Origin of the sequence: Roseovarius sp. 217 (assembly GCF_000152845.1) — a bacterium.
Lineage (GTDB): Bacteria > Pseudomonadota > Alphaproteobacteria > Rhodobacterales > Rhodobacteraceae > Roseovarius.
The window spans coordinates 3,833,229-3,850,745 of the sequence record NZ_CH902584.1; the positions used below are offsets into that span (position 1 = coordinate 3,833,229).

General features: G+C 60.5%; 14 protein-coding genes and 1 tRNA gene. 8 read left to right on the forward strand and 7 right to left on the reverse strand.

Annotated features, from left to right (window positions below; translation table 11 throughout):
• Positions 1-59 precede the first annotated feature (59 nt).
• Positions 60-2,261 (reverse strand): primosomal protein N', encoded by a 2,202-nt coding sequence (locus tag ROS217_RS18425; RefSeq protein ID WP_009819312.1) that lies wholly within the window; start codon positions 2,259-2,261, stop codon positions 60-62.
• Between the two features lie 94 nt (positions 2,262-2,355).
• Between ROS217_RS18425 and fsa the strand changes: the two genes are divergently transcribed.
• A complete protein-coding gene (gene fsa / locus ROS217_RS18430) occupies positions 2,356-3,009 on the forward strand; it encodes a fructose-6-phosphate aldolase (protein WP_009819313.1) in 654 nt (217 codons plus the stop codon).
• 115 nt (positions 3,010-3,124) lie between these two features.
• Here fsa and ROS217_RS18435 read toward each other — a convergent pair whose 3' ends face one another.
• Entirely contained in the window at positions 3,125-4,030 is a 906-nt protein-coding gene (locus tag ROS217_RS18435; protein ID WP_009819314.1) for a LysR family transcriptional regulator, read from the reverse strand.
• A 204-nt stretch (positions 4,031-4,234) separates the two neighbouring features.
• Between ROS217_RS18435 and ROS217_RS18440 the strand changes: the two genes are divergently transcribed.
• The 7 genes from ROS217_RS18440 to ROS217_RS18470 all read left to right on the forward strand — a co-directional run bounded on the left by ROS217_RS18440 (position 4,235) and on the right by ROS217_RS18470 (position 11,182).
• Positions 4,235-5,437 (forward strand): ABC transporter substrate-binding protein, encoded by a 1,203-nt coding sequence (locus tag ROS217_RS18440; protein ID WP_009819315.1) that lies wholly within the window; start codon positions 4,235-4,237, stop codon positions 5,435-5,437.
• Positions 5,438-5,451: 14 nt separating this feature from the next.
• Positions 5,452-6,231 carry an ABC transporter ATP-binding protein gene (locus tag ROS217_RS18445; protein ID WP_009819316.1) on the forward strand — a complete coding sequence of 260 codons (780 nt, stop codon included), beginning with the start codon at positions 5,452-5,454 and terminating at the stop codon, positions 6,229-6,231.
• Positions 6,228-6,932 (forward strand): ABC transporter ATP-binding protein, encoded by a 705-nt coding sequence (locus ROS217_RS18450; protein WP_009819317.1) that lies wholly within the window; start codon positions 6,228-6,230, stop codon positions 6,930-6,932. The genes ROS217_RS18445 and ROS217_RS18450 overlap by 4 nt, the downstream gene beginning before the upstream one ends.
• Before the next feature lies 1 nt (position 6,933).
• Positions 6,934-7,821 carry a branched-chain amino acid ABC transporter permease gene (locus tag ROS217_RS18455; RefSeq protein ID WP_040650746.1) on the forward strand — a complete coding sequence of 296 codons (888 nt, stop codon included), beginning with the start codon at positions 6,934-6,936 and terminating at the stop codon, positions 7,819-7,821.
• Between the two features lies 1 nt (position 7,822).
• Positions 7,823-8,821 (forward strand): branched-chain amino acid ABC transporter permease, encoded by a 999-nt coding sequence (locus ROS217_RS18460; protein WP_085978782.1) that lies wholly within the window; start codon positions 7,823-7,825, stop codon positions 8,819-8,821.
• Between the two features lie 113 nt (positions 8,822-8,934).
• Entirely contained in the window at positions 8,935-10,533 is a 1,599-nt protein-coding gene (locus ROS217_RS18465; protein WP_009819320.1) for a GMC family oxidoreductase, read from the forward strand.
• Positions 10,534-10,696: 163 nt separating this feature from the next.
• Positions 10,697-11,182 carry a copper chaperone PCu(A)C gene (locus ROS217_RS18470; RefSeq protein WP_009819321.1) on the forward strand — a complete coding sequence of 162 codons (486 nt, stop codon included), beginning with the start codon at positions 10,697-10,699 and terminating at the stop codon, positions 11,180-11,182.
• A gap of 152 nt (positions 11,183-11,334) precedes the next feature.
• On the opposite strand, the gene ROS217_RS18475 is transcribed toward ROS217_RS18470, so the two are convergent.
• The 5 genes from ROS217_RS18475 to pdxH all read right to left on the reverse strand — a co-directional run bounded on the left by ROS217_RS18475 (position 11,335) and on the right by pdxH (position 17,379).
• The gene (locus tag ROS217_RS18475) at positions 11,335-15,015 is read right to left on the reverse strand and encodes a vitamin B12-dependent ribonucleotide reductase (RefSeq protein ID WP_009819322.1); all 3,681 of its coding nucleotides are present in this window, start codon (positions 15,013-15,015) and stop codon (positions 11,335-11,337) included.
• A gap of 500 nt (positions 15,016-15,515) precedes the next feature.
• Positions 15,516-15,592 (reverse strand) — tRNA-Pro (locus ROS217_RS18480).
• A gap of 64 nt (positions 15,593-15,656) precedes the next feature.
• Positions 15,657-16,151, reverse strand: a complete 495-nt coding sequence (locus tag ROS217_RS18485; RefSeq protein WP_040650747.1) for a DUF192 domain-containing protein — start codon at positions 16,149-16,151, stop codon at positions 15,657-15,659.
• The gene (locus tag ROS217_RS18490; protein ID WP_050766462.1) at positions 16,121-16,633 is read right to left on the reverse strand and encodes a cold shock domain-containing protein; all 513 of its coding nucleotides are present in this window, start codon (positions 16,631-16,633) and stop codon (positions 16,121-16,123) included. The genes ROS217_RS18485 and ROS217_RS18490 overlap by 31 nt, the downstream gene beginning before the upstream one ends.
• Positions 16,634-16,776: 143 nt before the next feature.
• Positions 16,777-17,379: a pyridoxamine 5'-phosphate oxidase gene (pdxH, locus tag ROS217_RS18495; RefSeq protein WP_009819325.1), complete on the reverse strand. Its 603-nt coding sequence runs from the start codon at positions 17,377-17,379 to the stop codon at positions 16,777-16,779.
• Positions 17,380-17,517: the final 138 nt, after the last annotated feature.

The window sequence follows — 17,517 nt, forward strand, 5'->3', positions numbered from 1 at the left end:
GCCCTTGGCCCAATCGAAATCTTGCAAAGATTTCGACGTACTTTCTTTTCAAGAAAGCCTCAGTAAAAACTCTGCGGATCAATATCAACCGTCAACCGCATCTGTGCAGGCAACCGCACCTGTCCAACCCACTCAGATACCGCCGCCTGCAACGCCGCCCCTTTCGACGCCTTGACCAGCAGCCGCACCCGGTGTCGCCCCCGGATACGGGCAATCGGTGCCGGTGCCGGGCCAAAGACCTGCGCCCCCACCGCCCGAATGGGTCCGTCGCGCCGCGCCAGCGCCTCGCCCAGATCGAACACCGCCTGCATATCGGGTGACGACAGGATGATCCCCGCCATCCGACCATAGGGCGGCACACCCGCCTGCCTGCGCCCCTCGGCCTCGGCGCGCCAGAATCCCTCTTCGTCCCCGGCCAGAATGGCGCGAATGACCGGATGCTCCGGCTGAAACGTCTGCAAGAGCGCGCGCCCGGCCCGCTCTGCCCGGCCCGCACGCCCCGCCACCTGCCGCATCAATTGAAATGTCCGCTCGGCGGCGCGCAGGTCCAAGCCCTGCAAGCCCAGATCGGCATCAATCACCCCCACCAAGGTCAGCAACGGGAAATTATGACCTTTTGCAACAAGTTGCGTGCCGATGATGATGTCAGCCGCCCCTTGGGCAATCTCGACAATCTGCTCTTTCAGCGCGCGCGCAGAGCCAAACAGATCCGACGACAGCACCGCAATCCGCGCCTGTGGGAAAAGCGCGGCGGCCTCTTCCGCCAGCCGCTCCACCCCCGGCCCGACCGCCGCCAGCTTGCCCGCGACACCACAGGCCGGGCAGGCCTCGGGCATGGCAGCACTCTCGCCGCATTGATGGCACATCAACCGCTTTTGAAAACGATGCTCGACCATGCGCGCGTCGCAGTGCAGGCATCCGATTTGATGCCCACAGGCGCGGCAAATGGTGGTCGGCGCATAGCCGCGCCGGTTGAGAAACAAGAGCGCCTGTTCCCCCGCCGCCACCCGCGCATTGACCGCCGCCTGCAATGTGGGCGAAATCCAGCGGTTCGACGGCAATGTTTCTGCCCGCATATCGATGGCCGCCAGTTCCGGCATCACCGCCACGCCAAATCGCGAATCCAGATCCAGCCGCTCGTATTTCCCGGCTTCGGCATTGGCCCAACTCTCAAGGCTTGGCGTGGCCGAGGCCAGCACCACCCGCGCGCTACACAGGCTCGCACGCAAAACCGCCATATCGCGCGCATGATAGAGCGCGCCATCCTCTTGTTTGTAAGAGCTGTCGTGTTCCTCATCGACCACGATCAACCGCAGATTCTGAAACGGCAGGAACAGCGCAGAGCGCGCCCCCACCACCATCTGTGCGCCCCCCTGCCCGACCATTTTCCAAACCCGCCGCCGCTCGGTCATGGTGACGCCGGAATGCCATTCCGCCGGGCGCGCGCCAAACCGCGCCTCGACCCGCGTCAGAAACTCTGCCGTCAACGCAATCTCGGGCAAGAGCACCAGCGCTTGCCCCCCTTGACGCAATGCCTCGGCCACAGCCTCCAGATACACTTCGGTCTTACCCGATCCGGTCACACCGCGCAGCAGGGTTGTCCCATAGCCCTGCCCGCGCAGCCCCGCGCAGAGCGACCGCGCCGCCGTCGCCTGATCCTCGGTCAGCGCCTTGGCGGGCAGGTCGGGATCAAGTCGGGCAAAGGGCGTATCGCGCGGCGTGTCCTCCTCAAGCACGGCCCCTTGCGCCACCAACCCTTTGACCACCGAGGATGTCACCCCCGCCAGATCGCTCACCTCCTTGAGCGTGAACCCAAGCCCGCCATGATCGCGCAGCACCTCCAGCACCCGCGCGCGGGCATCGGTCAGGCGCGCAGGCTCCATATCCCCCAGCCGGTAAATCTTTTGCATCGAGGGCGGCTCGCTCAGCCCCGGCGCGCGCGTCGCCAGCCGCAGCATCGCAGGCAGCGGTGTCAGCGTATATTCCCCCGCCCGGCGCAAAAACTCCTGCATCTCGCCCCGCATCGGCGCAACATCCAGAACGCGGCCGATGCTGCGCGCCTTCTTGAGGTCGAATCCACCCCGCCCCGGCCCCCAGACAACACCCAACACCCGGCGCGGCCCCAGCGGCACCTCGACAAAGGCCCCGGCCATGACCCCACCCTCAGGGGCCAGATAATCCAGCGGGCCGTCCAATGGCTGCGCCGTCAGCACCGCCACCAACTCGCCCTCGTGATAGAAGTCGGGCAAGGCTTGGGTCAACGGGCGGCTCCTGTCGCGTGAGGGGTTTCGGCGGGCGTGCCTATGAGGTAAACGCTTCGGCAAGCAAACCCAACCCGCCACAGAGGGCCACCCCATGAAATTCTTTGTCGATACCGCCGAAACCGATCAGATTGCCGAACTCAATGACCTTGGCATGGTGGACGGCGTCACCACCAACCCGTCGCTCATCCTGAAGTCAGGCCGCGACATTCTCGAAGTGACCAAAGAGATCGCCGAAATGGTCGATGGCCCGGTCAGCGCCGAAGTTGTGGCCCTCACCGCGGACGAGATGATCGCCGAGGGACGCAAACTCGCCGCCATCGCGGGCAATATCGCCGTCAAGGTGCCGCTCACCTGGGATGGTCTCAAGGCGTGCAAAGTGCTCTCGGGCGAGGGGCACATGGTCAATGTGACGCTTTGCTTTTCGGCCAATCAGGCGCTCTTGGCGGCCAAGGCGGGGGCCACCTTCATCTCCCCCTTTATCGGGCGGCTCGATGACATCAACCTCGATGGGATGGAACTGATCGCCGATATCCGCACGATCTATGACAATTACGGGTTCGAGACCCAGATCCTCGCGGCCTCAATCCGCACCGTCAACCACGCCTTTCAGGCCGCCTATATCGGCGCTGACGTGATGACAGCCCCACCGTCCGTGATCAAGAAAATGGCAGAGCATCCGTTGACCGATCAGGGGCTCAAGACCTTTATGGCCGATTGGGAAAAGACGGGTCAGAAGATCCTCTGAGCCTCTGCTCTGGGTCTCACGATCCACCATCTTCACCGACTTATAAGGGGCGCTCTTGGGCGTCCCTTTTGGTTTTTTCAAGCCTATACAGCGTCTTGTGGTCAACAGGACCAAATCAGCCGGTGGTCGGGATCAGATCCTTTCGACGGCTGTGCATGGAGGTCTTGATGAATTCCATCACGGCGCGTTCGCGCAGCATGGCGCGCACATCGCGGTGACAGGTCAGCCAATAGCTGCGCAGGATCGTGATCTCGTCCGGCAGAACCGGCACCAAATCGTCGTAATGCCGCGCGATATAGCAGGGCAGCACGCAGAGACAGAGACCAGCGCGCACGGCGGCCAGTTGATTAAAGATCGACGAGCTCTTGAACACGGGGCGAACCTTGGGGTGCACGTCCCCCAAATAATCAAGACCGCGCGCAAAGATCATGTCTTCGATGTATCCGGCAAAGGGATGGTCAAGCAGCTGCTCGCGCCGCGTGATCGCGGTCCGGGCCTGCAAATATTGCCGTGTTCCGTATACCCGGAGCGCATAATCGACAATCTTTTCAGAATGATAAGGCGAGGCTTTGGTCGGATCGAGTGTCACGGAAAGATCAGCCTCGCGGCGCGACAGGGACATGACTTGTGGCAGCGTGATCAACTCCAGCGCGATGTTTGGGAATTTGTCCATGAACTGCGGCAGCAGGCTCTCGCTGAAAAAACTGGCGAATCCTTCTGGCATGGCGACGCGCAACAACCCGCGCTGCGCCCGGATGTCTCCGGTCAAATCCAGCAACAGCCGATCTGCCTCCTGCTCCATCCGCTCGGCGGTTTCAACCAACCGTCGCCCGTTACTCGTGAGTTCATAGCCACGTGGATTGCGCTCGAACAGGCGCAGTTCAAGACCGGCCTCAAGCCGATCGATTCTGCGCGAGACCGTGACGTGGCTGGTTTGCAATTGACGAGCGGCCCGCGACAACTGCCCCTCACGCGCCACCGCCAGAAAAAACTGCAAATCGTCCCAAGTGAGATGTGCCATATGACCACTTCTGTTCATTTTCGTACAGACAATGTATGAAATTAGCCAAAAGTGAACTGTTGTGTCAAAGTCTAAAAGTTGTATCACTGGGGCGTCGGGACGTCTGGGGAGGCGACCGATGGAACTGAATCGAAATCATAGCTCAACCTGATGGGAGTTCCGCAACCGGACCCCACAATCGTAGGTTGGCTTGGGAGGATACTCATGCGTAAACTGCTTACATCCGCTGCGGCGATCGGCTTGCTGGCCGCGCCCGCTCTGGCGCAAGTCAGCGACGACAAGGTCAAGATCGGCATTCTGAACGATCAGTCCGGCGTCTATGCCAACTTTGGCGGTCGCTATTCCTATGAAGCGGCCCTGATGGCCGTCGAGGATTTCGGCGGCACTGTATTGGGCGCGCCGGTCGAAGTGACCACCGCCGACCACCAGAACAAGGCCGACATTGCCTCGAATATCGCGCGTCAGTGGTATGACACCGAGCAAGTCGACAGCATCATGGAACTGACCACCTCATCGGTTGCCCTTGCTGTGCAGGCGCTGTCGAAAGAGGCCAACAAGATCACGATCACAACCGGCGCCGCCACCACCGAACTGACCGGCGCACAGTGCTCGCCCTATGGCTTCCATTGGGCCTATGACACCCACGCTCTAGCCGTGGGCACCGGCGGCGCGCTCGTCGAGCAGGGCGGCGACAGCTGGTATTTCCTGACCGCCGACTATGCCTTTGGCTATTCGCTGGAAGAGAACACCGGCAATTTCGTCAAGGCGAATGGCGGCGAAGTGGTCGGTGCCGTCCGTCACCCGCTGGCCTCCACCGATTTCTCGTCCTTCCTGCTTCAGGCGCAGGCCTCTGGCGCCAAGGTGATCGGTCTTGCGAACGCAGGGGCCGATACGCAGAACGCCATCAAGCAGGCTGCCGAATTCGGGATCGTGCAAGGTGGTCAGCGTCTTGCGGCGCTCCTGTTCACCCTGTCGGAGGTCAATGGCCTCGGCGCAGAGGCTGCACAGGGTCTGACCCTCACCGAGAGCTTCTACTGGAACCGCACCGACGCCTCGCGCGAATTCGGCAAGCGTTTCTTTGAGCGCACGCAGGCGATGCCCAACATGATCCATGCCGCGACCTATTCGGCCGTGACATCGTATCTCAAGGCCATCGAAGCCGCAGGCACGGATGAGACCGAAGCAGTCGCTGCCAAGCTGAAAGAACTGCCCGTGCAGGATCTTTTCGCTGAGAACGGCGTCGTCGCTCCGAACGGTCGCATGATCAAGGACGTCTACCTGATGGAAGTCAAAGCGCCCGACCAGATCACCGAGCCATGGGACTATTACAACGTCCTGTCGACGATCCCCGGCGATGTGGCCTATATCAAACCTGCCGAGAGCGGCTGCCCGCTCGTGACGCAGTAAGGCATCTCAGGTCGATGAACGCACATCCTGTGAGCAAGCAGGACCAGCCGCGGGTGGTACTTTCCGCCCGCGGCCTTGGTAAGGACTTCTCGGGTTTCACCGCCGTCAACAACGTCGATCTCGACGTGCAGCACGCGCGCATTCATGCCCTGATCGGCCCGAATGGCGCGGGCAAGACGACGGTATTCAACCTGCTGACCAAGTTCCTGCAACCCACCCGGGGCAAGATCACCCTGCTCGGGGCGGATATAACCAACATGAAACCTGACCGCGTGGCCCGGATGGGTCTTGTCCGGTCTTTCCAGATTTCCGCTGTCTTTCCGCATCTGACGGTGCTGGAAAACGTGCGCGTGGCGCTCCAGCGACCCAACAATCTGGCGACGCAATTCTGGTTGCCCATGTCGGCTCTGGACCGCCTGAACGGTCGGGCAGAGGTGCTGATTGACGATCTGGGACTGAGTGAATACCGCGACACCCGCGCGTCGGACCTGTCCTATGGCCGCAAACGCGTGCTGGAAATCGCAACCACGCTGGCCCTCGACCCCGAAGTCCTGCTTCTGGACGAGCCGATGGCGGGCATGGGGCGCGAGGACGTCACGCTTGTGGCAGATATCATCCGCGACGTGGCCCGGCACCGCGCGGTGCTGATGGTCGAACATAACCTCTCGGTCGTGGCCGACATCTGCCACCATGTCACCGTGTTGCAACGGGGCGAAATCATCGCCGAAGGCGATTACGACAGCGTCTCGCAAGACCCGGTCGTGCGCAGCGCCTATATGGGGAGCGAGGCATGAGCGAACCACTGTTGAAGGTCACGGACCTGCATGCCTGGTATGGCGAAAGCCATGTTCTGCACGGTGTGAACCTGCATGTGAACGAAGGCGAGACAATCTGTATTCTCGGTCGCAACGGCATGGGCAAAACCACCACATTGCGCACCGTCATGGGCATCCTGCGCAAGCGGACCGGCCAAATGGCCTTTGCCGGGCAGGATCTGATGACCATGCCCCTGCACCGCACCGCCCATACCGGACTGGGATTCGTCCCCGAGGAACGCGGGATTTTTGCGACGCTCAACGTCGAGGAAAATCTGATGCTTCCGCCCAAGGTGGCCGAGGGCGGCATGACGGTCGAGGAAATCTTTCGCCTCTTTCCGAACCTCAAGGAACGGCGCAATAGCCCCGGAACCAAACTCTCGGGTGGCGAACAGCAGATGTTGGCGATGGCGCGCATCCTGCGTACCGGCGCGCGCTGTCTTCTTCTTGATGAACCGACCGAGGGTCTGGCCCCGGTCATCATCGACGCCATTGGCGAGGTGCTGACGGAACTCAAGAGCCGGGGCATGACGGTTGTTCTGGTCGAGCAGAATTTCCGCTTTGCCAGCCGGGTCGCAGACCGCTTTTACCTGATGGATCACGGACAGATGGCGATGGAATTCCCCGTGGGCGACCTAGAGGCGCGCCGTGAAGACCTGAACCAAGCGCTGGGAGTGTGACATGATAACGATATTCGGAGTGCCCACAGCCGCCCTCTTTGGACAGCTTCTGGTCGGCCTGATCAATGGCTCGTTCTACGCCCTGCTCAGCCTTGGGCTTGCGGTGATCTTTGGCCTGTTGCGCGTGATCAACTTTGCGCATGGGGCGCAATATATGCTCGGCGCCTTCGCGGCCTACCTTCTGTCGCTCTGGCTCGGTCTGGGGTATTGGTCAGCGCTGATCCTTGCGCCGGTTCTCGTCGGGCTTGCCGGCGCGGTCGTCGAGCGGACGATGCTCTCGCGCCTCTACAAGCTGGATCATCTCTACGGCCTGCTTTTTACCTTCGGCCTCGCGCTGACCATCGAAGGCACCTTCCGGTACATCTATGGGGCGGCGGGCCAGCCGTATCCAACCCCCGAGGCCCTGGCAGGGGGCGTAAACCTGGGGTTCATGTTCCTGCCGATCTACCGTGGCTGGGTGGTGGTCGCCTCTATGATCGTCTGCCTCGCCGTCTGGCTCCTGATTGAAAAGACGAAACTCGGCTCCTATCTCCGGGCGGCAACGGAAAACCCGATTCTCGTCCAAAGCTTTGGGGTCAACGTGCCGCTTTTGCTGACCTTCACCTATGGCTTGGGGGCGGCCCTTGCTGCCTTTGCCGGGGTTCTGGCGGCCCCGATTTATCAGGTCAGTCCGCTCATGGGGTCCAACATCATCATCATCGTTTTTGCGGTCGTCGTCATCGGTGGCATGGGGTCGATCCTGGGCGCGATCGTGACAGGCTATCTTTTGGGAATTGCCGAAGGTCTCACCAAGGTCTTCTACCCCGAGGCGTCAAACATCGTGGTTTTCGTCATCATGGCGATTGTCCTCATCCTGCGTCCCGCAGGGCTGTTCGGAAAGGATGTGTGACATGGCAGGCAAATCTGAACCCATCACAAACCAAACCACCACCATTCTGCCGAATGCCGGGCCTGTGCGGATCGTGCTGTTGCTCATCGCTCTGGCCCTCCTTCTGGTGGCGCCGTTCTACCTCTATCCGATCTTCGTTATGAAACTCCTGTGTTTTGCTCTCTTCGCAGCGGCCTTCAACCTGCTGCTGGGCTACACCGGATTGCTCAGCTTCGGACATTCCGCCTTTTTCGGTGGTGCAGCCTATTTCACCGCCCATGCGGTCAAGGAATGGGGCTGGTCGCCGGAATTTGGCATCCTGCTGGGGGTTGCGGGGGCTGCGGGGCTCGGGCTGATCATGGGGGCGATCGCCATTCGCCGTCAGGGCATCTATTTCGCGATGATCACACTCGCGCTCAGCCAGATGTTCTTTTTCTTCTGCTTGCAGGCAGGATTCACCAAGGGAGAGGACGGCATCCAGTCGGTGCCGCGCGGCGAGCTGTTCGGCTTTATCGACCTCTCGGATGCAACCAACATGTATTATTTCGTGCTGGGCGTGTTCCTCTTGGGCATGGTGATCATCTGGCGCATTGTGAATTCGCCCTTCGGCATGATCCTCAAGTCAATCCGCGAGAATGAGAGCCGCGCCACCTCTCTTGGCTATTCCGTGACACGCTACAAGCTGACGGCCTTCGTGATGTCGGCGGCCCTCACCGGCCTTGCGGGTGGGATCAAATCGCTTGTTTTCCAGTTTGCCACGTTGACCGATGTCACATGGCAAATGTCGGGCGAAGTCATCCTGATGACCCTGCTCGGCGGCATCGGCACGCTGATCGGTCCGATCTTTGGCGCGGGCATTGTCGTGACCTTGCAGAACTATCTGGCCACGTCCGACTTTCCGGTGACGATCATCACCGGCGTGGTCTTCATGGTCTGTGTGCTGCTCTTCCGCCGGGGCCTCGTGGGCGAATTCTACGCCTCCCGACTGGGCCGCCGCCTTGGGTTCAACCCGGACAATTGACGCTCTGGCCGGGCCGCAAATCGCTGGCCCGGTCGTTTTCTGATCAAAAAGCGACCGGGTGCGGCCCGGTCAGGTGACTCCTGTGGCCAAGCGGCAGGAACGAGAGAGGGTGCATGGATCACTATGATTACATCGTCATTGGCGCAGGCAGCGCGGGTTGCGTGCTCGCCAACCGACTGTCGGCTGATCCCGCAACCCGCGTCCTTCTGCTCGAGGCGGGGGGGCGCGACAATTACCACTGGATTCACATTCCGGTCGGATACCTCTATTGCATCGACAATCCCCGCACCGACTGGCGGTTTCGCACCCAGGCCGAACCGGGGCTGAACGGTCGCACCCTGCTCTATCCACGCGGCAAGGTGCTGGGCGGCTGCTCGTCGATCAATGGCATGATCTACATGCGCGGACAAAGCCGCGATTATGACCAATGGGCGCAACTGGGCTGCACCGGCTGGGGCTGGGATGATGTGCTGCCGCTCTTTCGCCGCGCCGAGGATCATCACGCGGGCGAGAGCGACCTGCACGGTGCGGGCGGCGAATGGCGTGTGGAAAAGACCCGCGTCCGCTGGCAAGTGCTGGACAGCTTTCTTGAGGCTGCCGAACAGGCAGGCATCCCGCGCACCGACGATTTCAATTCCGGCGACAACGAGGGCGGTGGCTATTTCGAGGTCAACCAACGCGCAGGCATCCGCTGGAACACGTCCAAGGCCTTTCTGCGTCCGGCCAAAAACCGCAAGAACCTGCATATCCTGACCGGGGCTCAGGCCGAACGGTTGATCATTCAGGAGGGCGAGGTCAAGGGCGTGGTCTACCATCACCAAGGCCGCAGCCTTACCGCCCATGCCGCCTGTGAGACCGTGTTATGCGCGGGCGCAATCGGTTCTCCGGCGCTGCTGGAACTCTCGGGCATCGGCAATGGCGCGACCCTTCAGAGCGCAGGCATCGCCCCCGTGGTCGAAGTGCCGCAGGTCGGGGGCAATCTTCAGGACCATCTGCAATTGCGCCTCGTCTACAAGGTTCACGGCGTGCCGACCCTCAATGAACAGGCGAGCAGCCTGCGCGGCAAGCTGGGGATCGGGCTGGAATATCTCCTGACCCGCTCGGGCCCAATGTCGATGGCCCCCAGCCAATTGGGCATCTTCACCCGCTCAGGCCCGGAAAAGGAAACGCCGGACCTGCAATACCACGTCCAGCCCGTCAGCCTCGACAAGTTCGGCGATCCGGTCCACCCCTTTCCTGCCATGACCGCCAGCGTGTGCAACCTGCGCCCCGAGAGCCGGGGCAGCGTGCATGTGACCTCGCCCGATTTTCGCGCGAGCCCGGCGATTCGCCCCAACTATCTCTCCGCAGAGGCGGATCGCGATGTGGCGGCCCGCGCCATCCAACTGACCCGCCGGATCGTGGCGCAACCCGCCTTTGCCAAATTCCACCCCGAGGAATACCGACCCGGACCCGACTATCAGACCCGCGAAGACCTGATCCGCGCCGCAGGCGATATCGGCACCACGATCTTTCACCCGGTCGGCACCTGCCGGATGGGTGCGGATGAGGCTGCGGTGGTTGATCCGCGCCTCCGGTTGAAAGGCTTGGGGCGGCTGCGCATCGCCGATGCCTCGATCATGCCCACGATCACATCGGGCAACACCAATTCCCCCACGGTGATGATCGCCGAAAAGGCAGCGCGCCTCATTCTCGAAGACGCGCGCGGCTGAGGGCCGACCTCATATCCGGCCCATACAGAGACAGGACAAGGGGCACCCGTGGACGCCTCTCCATCTTGCCATGTCACCGAGGACATGGACGCAGAGACCTATCCGCATTACACAGCACCTGAAATCCATCGACGCCTGCGCGGTGTTCACAAGAGGAGAGTTCATGAAACTGTTTGCCCTTGCCCTGCTCGGCGCGCTGACGCTGAGCGGAACGGCCGATGCGCATAGCGTGAAGAAAGACAAGATCGAGATCATCCATCCGCATATCAACGAACCCTTCGCCGGTGCCAAATCGGCTGCTGCCTATATGGCGATCAGCAATGAGGGCGCAGCAACCGAGCGCCTGATCGGCATCGAAACGCCTGCGGCCAAGAAGACGAGCCTGCACACCACCGACCATGCCAGCGACGGGGTGGCGCGGATGCAACCCGTTGCCGGGATCGAGATCCCGGCAGGCGAGACCGTGGTTCTGGAACCGGGTGGCCTGCATGTGATGCTGATGGGCCTCACCGCCCCGCTCAAGGACGGGGACATGGTGCCCTCAACCTTCGTGTTCGAGCAGGCTGGCCGGATCGAGGTCGAATTCATGGTCGATCCGACCGATGGGGTGGACCATTCCAAGATGGACCACGGCACCGGGACGAACTGAGCCGGGGCGCGACCGACCACGGTGCAGCACAGAAAAAGGGGCGCCCGAGGGCGCCCCAAGTTTTGCTGATCAGGCTCATCATTTGACCGCTCGGTTTCTGCCTGCGGCCTGATCCGCCCGGGGCGAGCGCACCCGCCCCGTGTCTCAATTCCTCAGCTACACCCGCTCGTTGCCCCACAGGTGTTGCACTTCATGCAGGTGCCGTTGCGCACCAGCGTGTAGTTGCCGCAATCGCCGCAGGCCTCGCCCTCGTAGCCCTGAAGCCGCGCCTTGGTGCGGGCGTCCATGCTCACCGACCCCGAGGCAACTGCCGTGGTCGTGGTCATCGTCGCCGCCATCGAGGCGCTTGACGTCTCGGGCACCAACCGCGCCAACATGCTCATCGCATCCATGCCGTCGCCAGCGGCGCGCGCCATGTTTTGGCCGCCTTGGAACACGGTCAATTCCTGCGGCAGACGCTTGCGCAGATAGCCTGTCGAGCTGATCTGACGCAGCACTTCCAAGGACCGGCTGGCGGCGGCCTCGCTCATCTCCGAGACATTGCGCACGCCCTCTTCCTCGCCCCGACCGAGATCGTCAAAGCTGGCCCCCAAGGGTTTGACATGCGCCAGATCGGTCCGGTCGAGATAGCTCACCGCCAGTTCGCGGAAGATGTAATCGAGGATCGAGGTGGCATTCTTGATGCTGTCATTGCCCTGCACCATGCCCGCCGGTTCGAACTTGGTAAAGGTGAAGGCATCGACGAATTCCTCCAGCGGCACGCCATATTGCAGACCGACCGACACCGCGATGGCAAAGTTGTTCATCATCGCGCGGAACCCGGCACCTTCCTTGTGCATGTCGATAAAGATTTCGCCCAACTGGCCATCTTCATACTCGCCCGTGCGCAAATAGACCTTGTGACCGCCGACAATCGCCTTTTGGGTATACCCCTTGCGCCGTTCGGGCAGCTTTTCGCGGTGCGACTTCTGGATTTCCTTGACGATCACCTTTTCGACAATCTTCTCGGCCAGCACCTGCGCCTTTTGCTGCGGCGTGCCGGATTCAAGGATCTCAGCGGCCTCGTCATCATCCTCGACGAGGCTCGCCGCAAGTGGCTGGCTCAGCTTCGATCCATCGCGGTAGAGCGCATTGGCCTTGACGCCCAAGGACCACGACAACTCATAGGCCTTTTGGCAGTCCACGATGCTGGCGTCATTGGCCATGTTGATGGTCTTGGAAATCGCCCCCGAGATAAAGGACTGCGCCGCCGCCATCATGGTGATGTGGCTCTCGACCCCGAGATAGCGCTTGCCCTTCTTGCCGCAGGGATTGGCGCAATCAAAGACGTGGTAGTGATCCGTCTTGAGATAGGGCGCGCCCTCAAGCGTCATGGTGCCGCAAACATGGTCATTGGCCAGCTCGATATCCCGCTTGGAATAGCCCAGATGCGCCAGAAGGTCGAAGGTCGGATCGTTCAGCTTTTCATTGGGGATGCCCAATACCTTGGTGCAGAACTCCGCCCCCAGGGTCCACTGATTGAACACGAACCGGATATCAAAGGCCGAGCCGAGCGCGGCATCCACCTTGGCCAGCTCCGCCTCGCCAAACCCATGACCGATCAGCGAGGTGTGGTTGATCCCCGGCGCATTGCCGATGGTGCCATGACCCACGGCATAGCTGACGATTTCCTCGATCTGCGCCGGACCATAGCCGAGCTTTTCCAGCGCTGCTGGCACCGACTGGTTGATGATCTTGAAATAGCCACCCCCCGCCAGCTTCTTGAACTTCACCAGCGCGAAATCGGGCTCGATGCCGGTCGTGTCGCAATCCATCACCAGACCGATGGTCCCGGTGGGGGCGATCACAGTCGATTGCGCGTTGCGATAGCCGTGCTTTTCACCCAGCTTCAGCGCCTCGTCCCAAGACGCCATCGCCAGATCAACCAGCCGCGCATCCGGGCAATTCTTGTGGTCGAGCGGCACGGGTTTCACCGCCAGCGCCTCATAGCCCTCGGTCGCGCCATAGGCGGCGTTGCGGTGGTTGCGGATGACGCGCAGCATGTGCTTGCTGTTGCGCTTGTAGCCGGCAAAGGCCCCCAGCTCCGCAGCCATTTCTGCGCTTGTGGCATAGGCCACGCCGGTCATGATCGCCGTCAGCGCCCCACAGAGCGCACGGCCCTCGTCGCTGTCATAGCCAAAGCCCATGTTCATCAACAGGCCGCCGATATTGGCATAGCCCAGACCCAGCGTGCGGAACTCATAGCTGAGTTGCGCGATTTCCTTGGACGGAAACTGCGCCATCGTCACCGAGATTTCCAGCGTCACAGTCCAGAGCCGCGTGGCGTGCATATAGGCGTCGGCGTCAAACTTGCCGTCCACGTAGAACTTCAAGAGGTTCATCGAGGCCAGATTGCAGGCCGTATCGTCCAGGAACATATATTCCGAGCAGGGATTCGAGCCGCGAATCTCGCCGTCTTCCGGGCAGGTGTGCCAGGCGTTGACCGTGTCGTGATACTGAATACCCGGATCGGCACAGGCCCAGGCCGCGTGCCCCACATCTTCCCACAGATCACGCGCCTTGATCGTCTTGGCGACCGACCCGTCCACCCGGTTGATCAGCGCCCAATCGGCATCGTCCTTGACCGCCTTGAGAAAGGCATCGGTGACGCGGATCGAATTATTGGAATTCTGGCCCGAAACGCTGGCATAGGCCTCGCTATCCCAATCGGTGTCATAGGTCGGGAATTCGATGCTCTCATAGCCCTGCTTGGCATAGTCCAGCACGCGCTTGACGTAGGTCTCGGGGATCTGCACCTGCTTGGCGCTGCGAATGGCGGATTTCAACTGATCGTTCTTCTTGGGATCAACCGAATCCTCAGAACTGCCATCCCAGGCGCGGATCGCGGCAAAGATCTCGTTGAGCTTCTGCTCGTGCATCTTGGAGCCCGCGACGATGCTGGCAACCTTTTGCTCTTCCTTGACCTTCCAGTTGATGAATTCCTGAATGTCAGGGTGGTCGGCGTCACAGATCACCATCTTGGCCGCACGCCGTGTGGTGCCGCCCGATTTGATGGCCCCCGCCGCCCGGTCGCCGATCTTTAAAAAGCCCATGAGGCCAGAGGATTTTCCACCCCCCGACAACCGCTCGCCCTCACCGCGCAGGCTGCTGAAATTCGTGCCGGTGCCGGAGCCGTATTTGAACAGACGCGCCTCACGCACCCAGAGGTCCATAATGCCGCCATCGCCGACCAGATCATCCTTGACCGACTGGATAAAGCAGGCGTGCGGCTGCGGATGCTCATAGGCAGAGGCGGATTTTGTCAGTTCGCCACTCTGGAAATCGACGTAGTAATGCCCCTGGCTCGGACCGTCGATGCCATAGGCCCAATGCAGGCCGGTGTTGAACCATTGCGGGCTGTTGGGCGCGGCCATCTGGCGGGCCAGCATATAGCGCATCTCGTCGAAATAGGCGCGGGCATCGGCCTCTTTGGTGAAATAGCCACCCTTCCAGCCCCAATAGCACCACGCCCCCGCCAAGCGGTCAAACACCTGCTTGGCCGATGTCTCGCCACCGAATCCGTCATTGTCCGCCGCGGGCACTGACCGCCAGAGAAACTCGGGAATGCCCTCTTCCTTGACCTTTTCGATCCGGTTGGGGATGCCTGCCTTGCGGAAATATTTTTGCGCAATCACATCGCTCGCGACCTGACTCCAGCCACGGGGCACCTCGATTTCGTCCAGCCGGAACACCGTCGTTCCATCCGGATTGCGGATCTCGGAACTGGTGGTCACAAATTCAAGCGCGGCATAGGCGTCTTGTCCGGCGGTGGTGAATTTTCTCTCGATTTTCATCTGTGCTGCCCCATCGCAATAGTTCTTGGACCTTTGGCCCGGTGTGAGTTGTTCAATCCGATCCAAAACGGCGTCACCTCGGCGTCACACACGCTCTGCGCGCAAACGATCCGGATCGATAGTTGGTCGGTCATAGCGAATTCTGATGTCATGTCCCTGCCCGGGCTAACCACTATATGTTGTGGCCTTGATGCCCGCCCACACAAACTGACGTATATTGCCATATGCGGTCAACGAAAACTTTTCTGATTAATGCAGAAAAAATGTTTGACAGGTTTCCGGCCAACCCAGCCACCTACATCCCAATGATTCATCCACAGGCTGAGACGCAGGATGCGCAGCCGCAGCGCCCAAAACACACAGGCAATAAGCCGTTATTTCCGGCACAGTTGGACGCCACAGTTGTCAGATTGCTTGAACTGCGCCCTGCACCGGGCACAAACGCAAACAGCGCGCCAGAGTGGCACGCTGAGCGTTTGTCATCTTGTGACGAGAAGCATTGGTCGGGGCGATAGGATTCGAACCTACGACCCCCTGTTCCCAAAACAGGTGCGCTACCAGACTGCGCTACGCCCCGGACCGTGCGCCTGCATACTGACGATTGCAGCGCTTGAAAAGCCAAAAACCGGCATCACGCCGCTTTATTGGCTTTCTGAACAGGGCCAAGCGGCCTTGGTCTGATCTATGGCGGTATGGCGCATGGTCCAACCTTCGGAAATACCGATCTTGCGCGCCAGACCACCGTTGATTTCAAGCACCGCCAGAATCTCCTGACCACCAAAGATGGGGGACTCGTCCAAGGGCTGTGCCTCGTGATGCACATTCTTGACGGTCCCGGTCTCGTCCATGAAAATCATGTCGAGCGGGATCAACGTGTTCTTCATCCAGAACCCGACTGGCTGTGGTTCTGGATAGATAAAGAGCATGCCCGCGCTCATCGACATGGTTTCACGATTCATGAGACCCTGCGCGCGTTCCTCTTTGTCATCGGCAACCTCGATCCGGAATCGTGCCGTGCCCGCATCGCTGCGCAGCATCGCCACATCCTCGCGGCATGATTCCGCTGCCGCAACACTTGCCAGACAGGCCAGCAAGGCCGCCACTGTCACTCTGACGATTTTACCGCCGTTTCCCATCCACACACCTCGGTTGCCATACGCCCCCTTTTACCATCAATCACGCGAATAGCCAGCGCCTCACCGGGCTGAACATCCGCAAGACCGGAGCGGCGCAGAACCTCGACGTGAACAAACACGTCCTCTTCCCGCCCAAAGGTATTGGCAAAACCGAATCCCTTGCCCTTGTCGAACCATTTGACACGGGCGGGCTGTAGTGGCGCATTGCGAATGATCTCGGGATCAATCTCATCGAGATCGGCCAGTCCCGTATGCTCGAGATCGTCCGGCGGATTTATCGCATGCACGGCGACGGCCTGCCGACCGCGTTCGGTCTGCTGCACGTCCAACTCAACCCCGGCGCGATCGGCCACGGAACTTTGACCAAAGTTCCGCAGAACATTGGCATGGAGCAAAATATCAGGGCCACCTTCATCGGCAATCACAAACCCGAACCCCTTAACAGGGTCAAACCACTTAACGCGCCCCTTTACTCTGCGAATTTCATCATCGTTTATCGTCACTTTGTCCTACCTTACAGCCTTCATCCCCAAGACTGCGTTAACACTTGCTTCATATTCACACCTGCTTGCAAGCGGTTAATAATACCTACTTTCAAGCCCTTGCATTTCACGCAACGTGAAATTCATGGGTTGAGGCGTTGAATTTTCCAGGTTTCCGTCGCGGAAGCCCGGCGCCAGACGAACCGATCATGCAGGCGAAAGGCTCCATCTGCCCAAAACTCGATTTCAACCGGGGCGATTCTAAAGCCGCCCCAAAAGGCGGGTCTCGCAGGATTCGGCCCCTTGAGTGCGGTGATCTTGGCCACTTTCGCCATCAATGTCGCACGGCTATCAAGCGGCTGCGATTGCTCCGACGCCCAAGCCCCGAGCCTACTCTTGAGCGAGCGCGAGGCGTAATAGGCATCCGCGCGCTCGCCCTCTTCGCGGCTCACGGTGCCACGGACGCGAATCTGTCGACGCAAGGATTTCCAGTGCAACACCATCGCCGCCTTTGGGGTCGCCGCCAATTCCTGCCCCTTGGCGCTGTTGTAATTGGTATAAAAGATGAACCCGTCAGAGGAGATTTCCTTGAGCAAGACCATCCTCACATTCGGCAGTCCCTCGGCATCCACCGTCGAAAGAGCCACCGCATTGGGGTCATTCGGCTCTGACTGTTCCGCCTCAGCAAGCCAGTTGCGTGCAATCTCAAACGGGTCATCACCCGCAAACTTTCCATCTCGTTCCATCAAACTGTCCCGATGCCATCTCTCAAAAACTGAACGCTGCGGATCTATCTAACGCACATAGCGGCATTTGACAGGTTGTGCGCCTGAATGACCAGCCCTTGATGCAATCCCCCCAATCGCCTAAAGGTCAGAAAAATC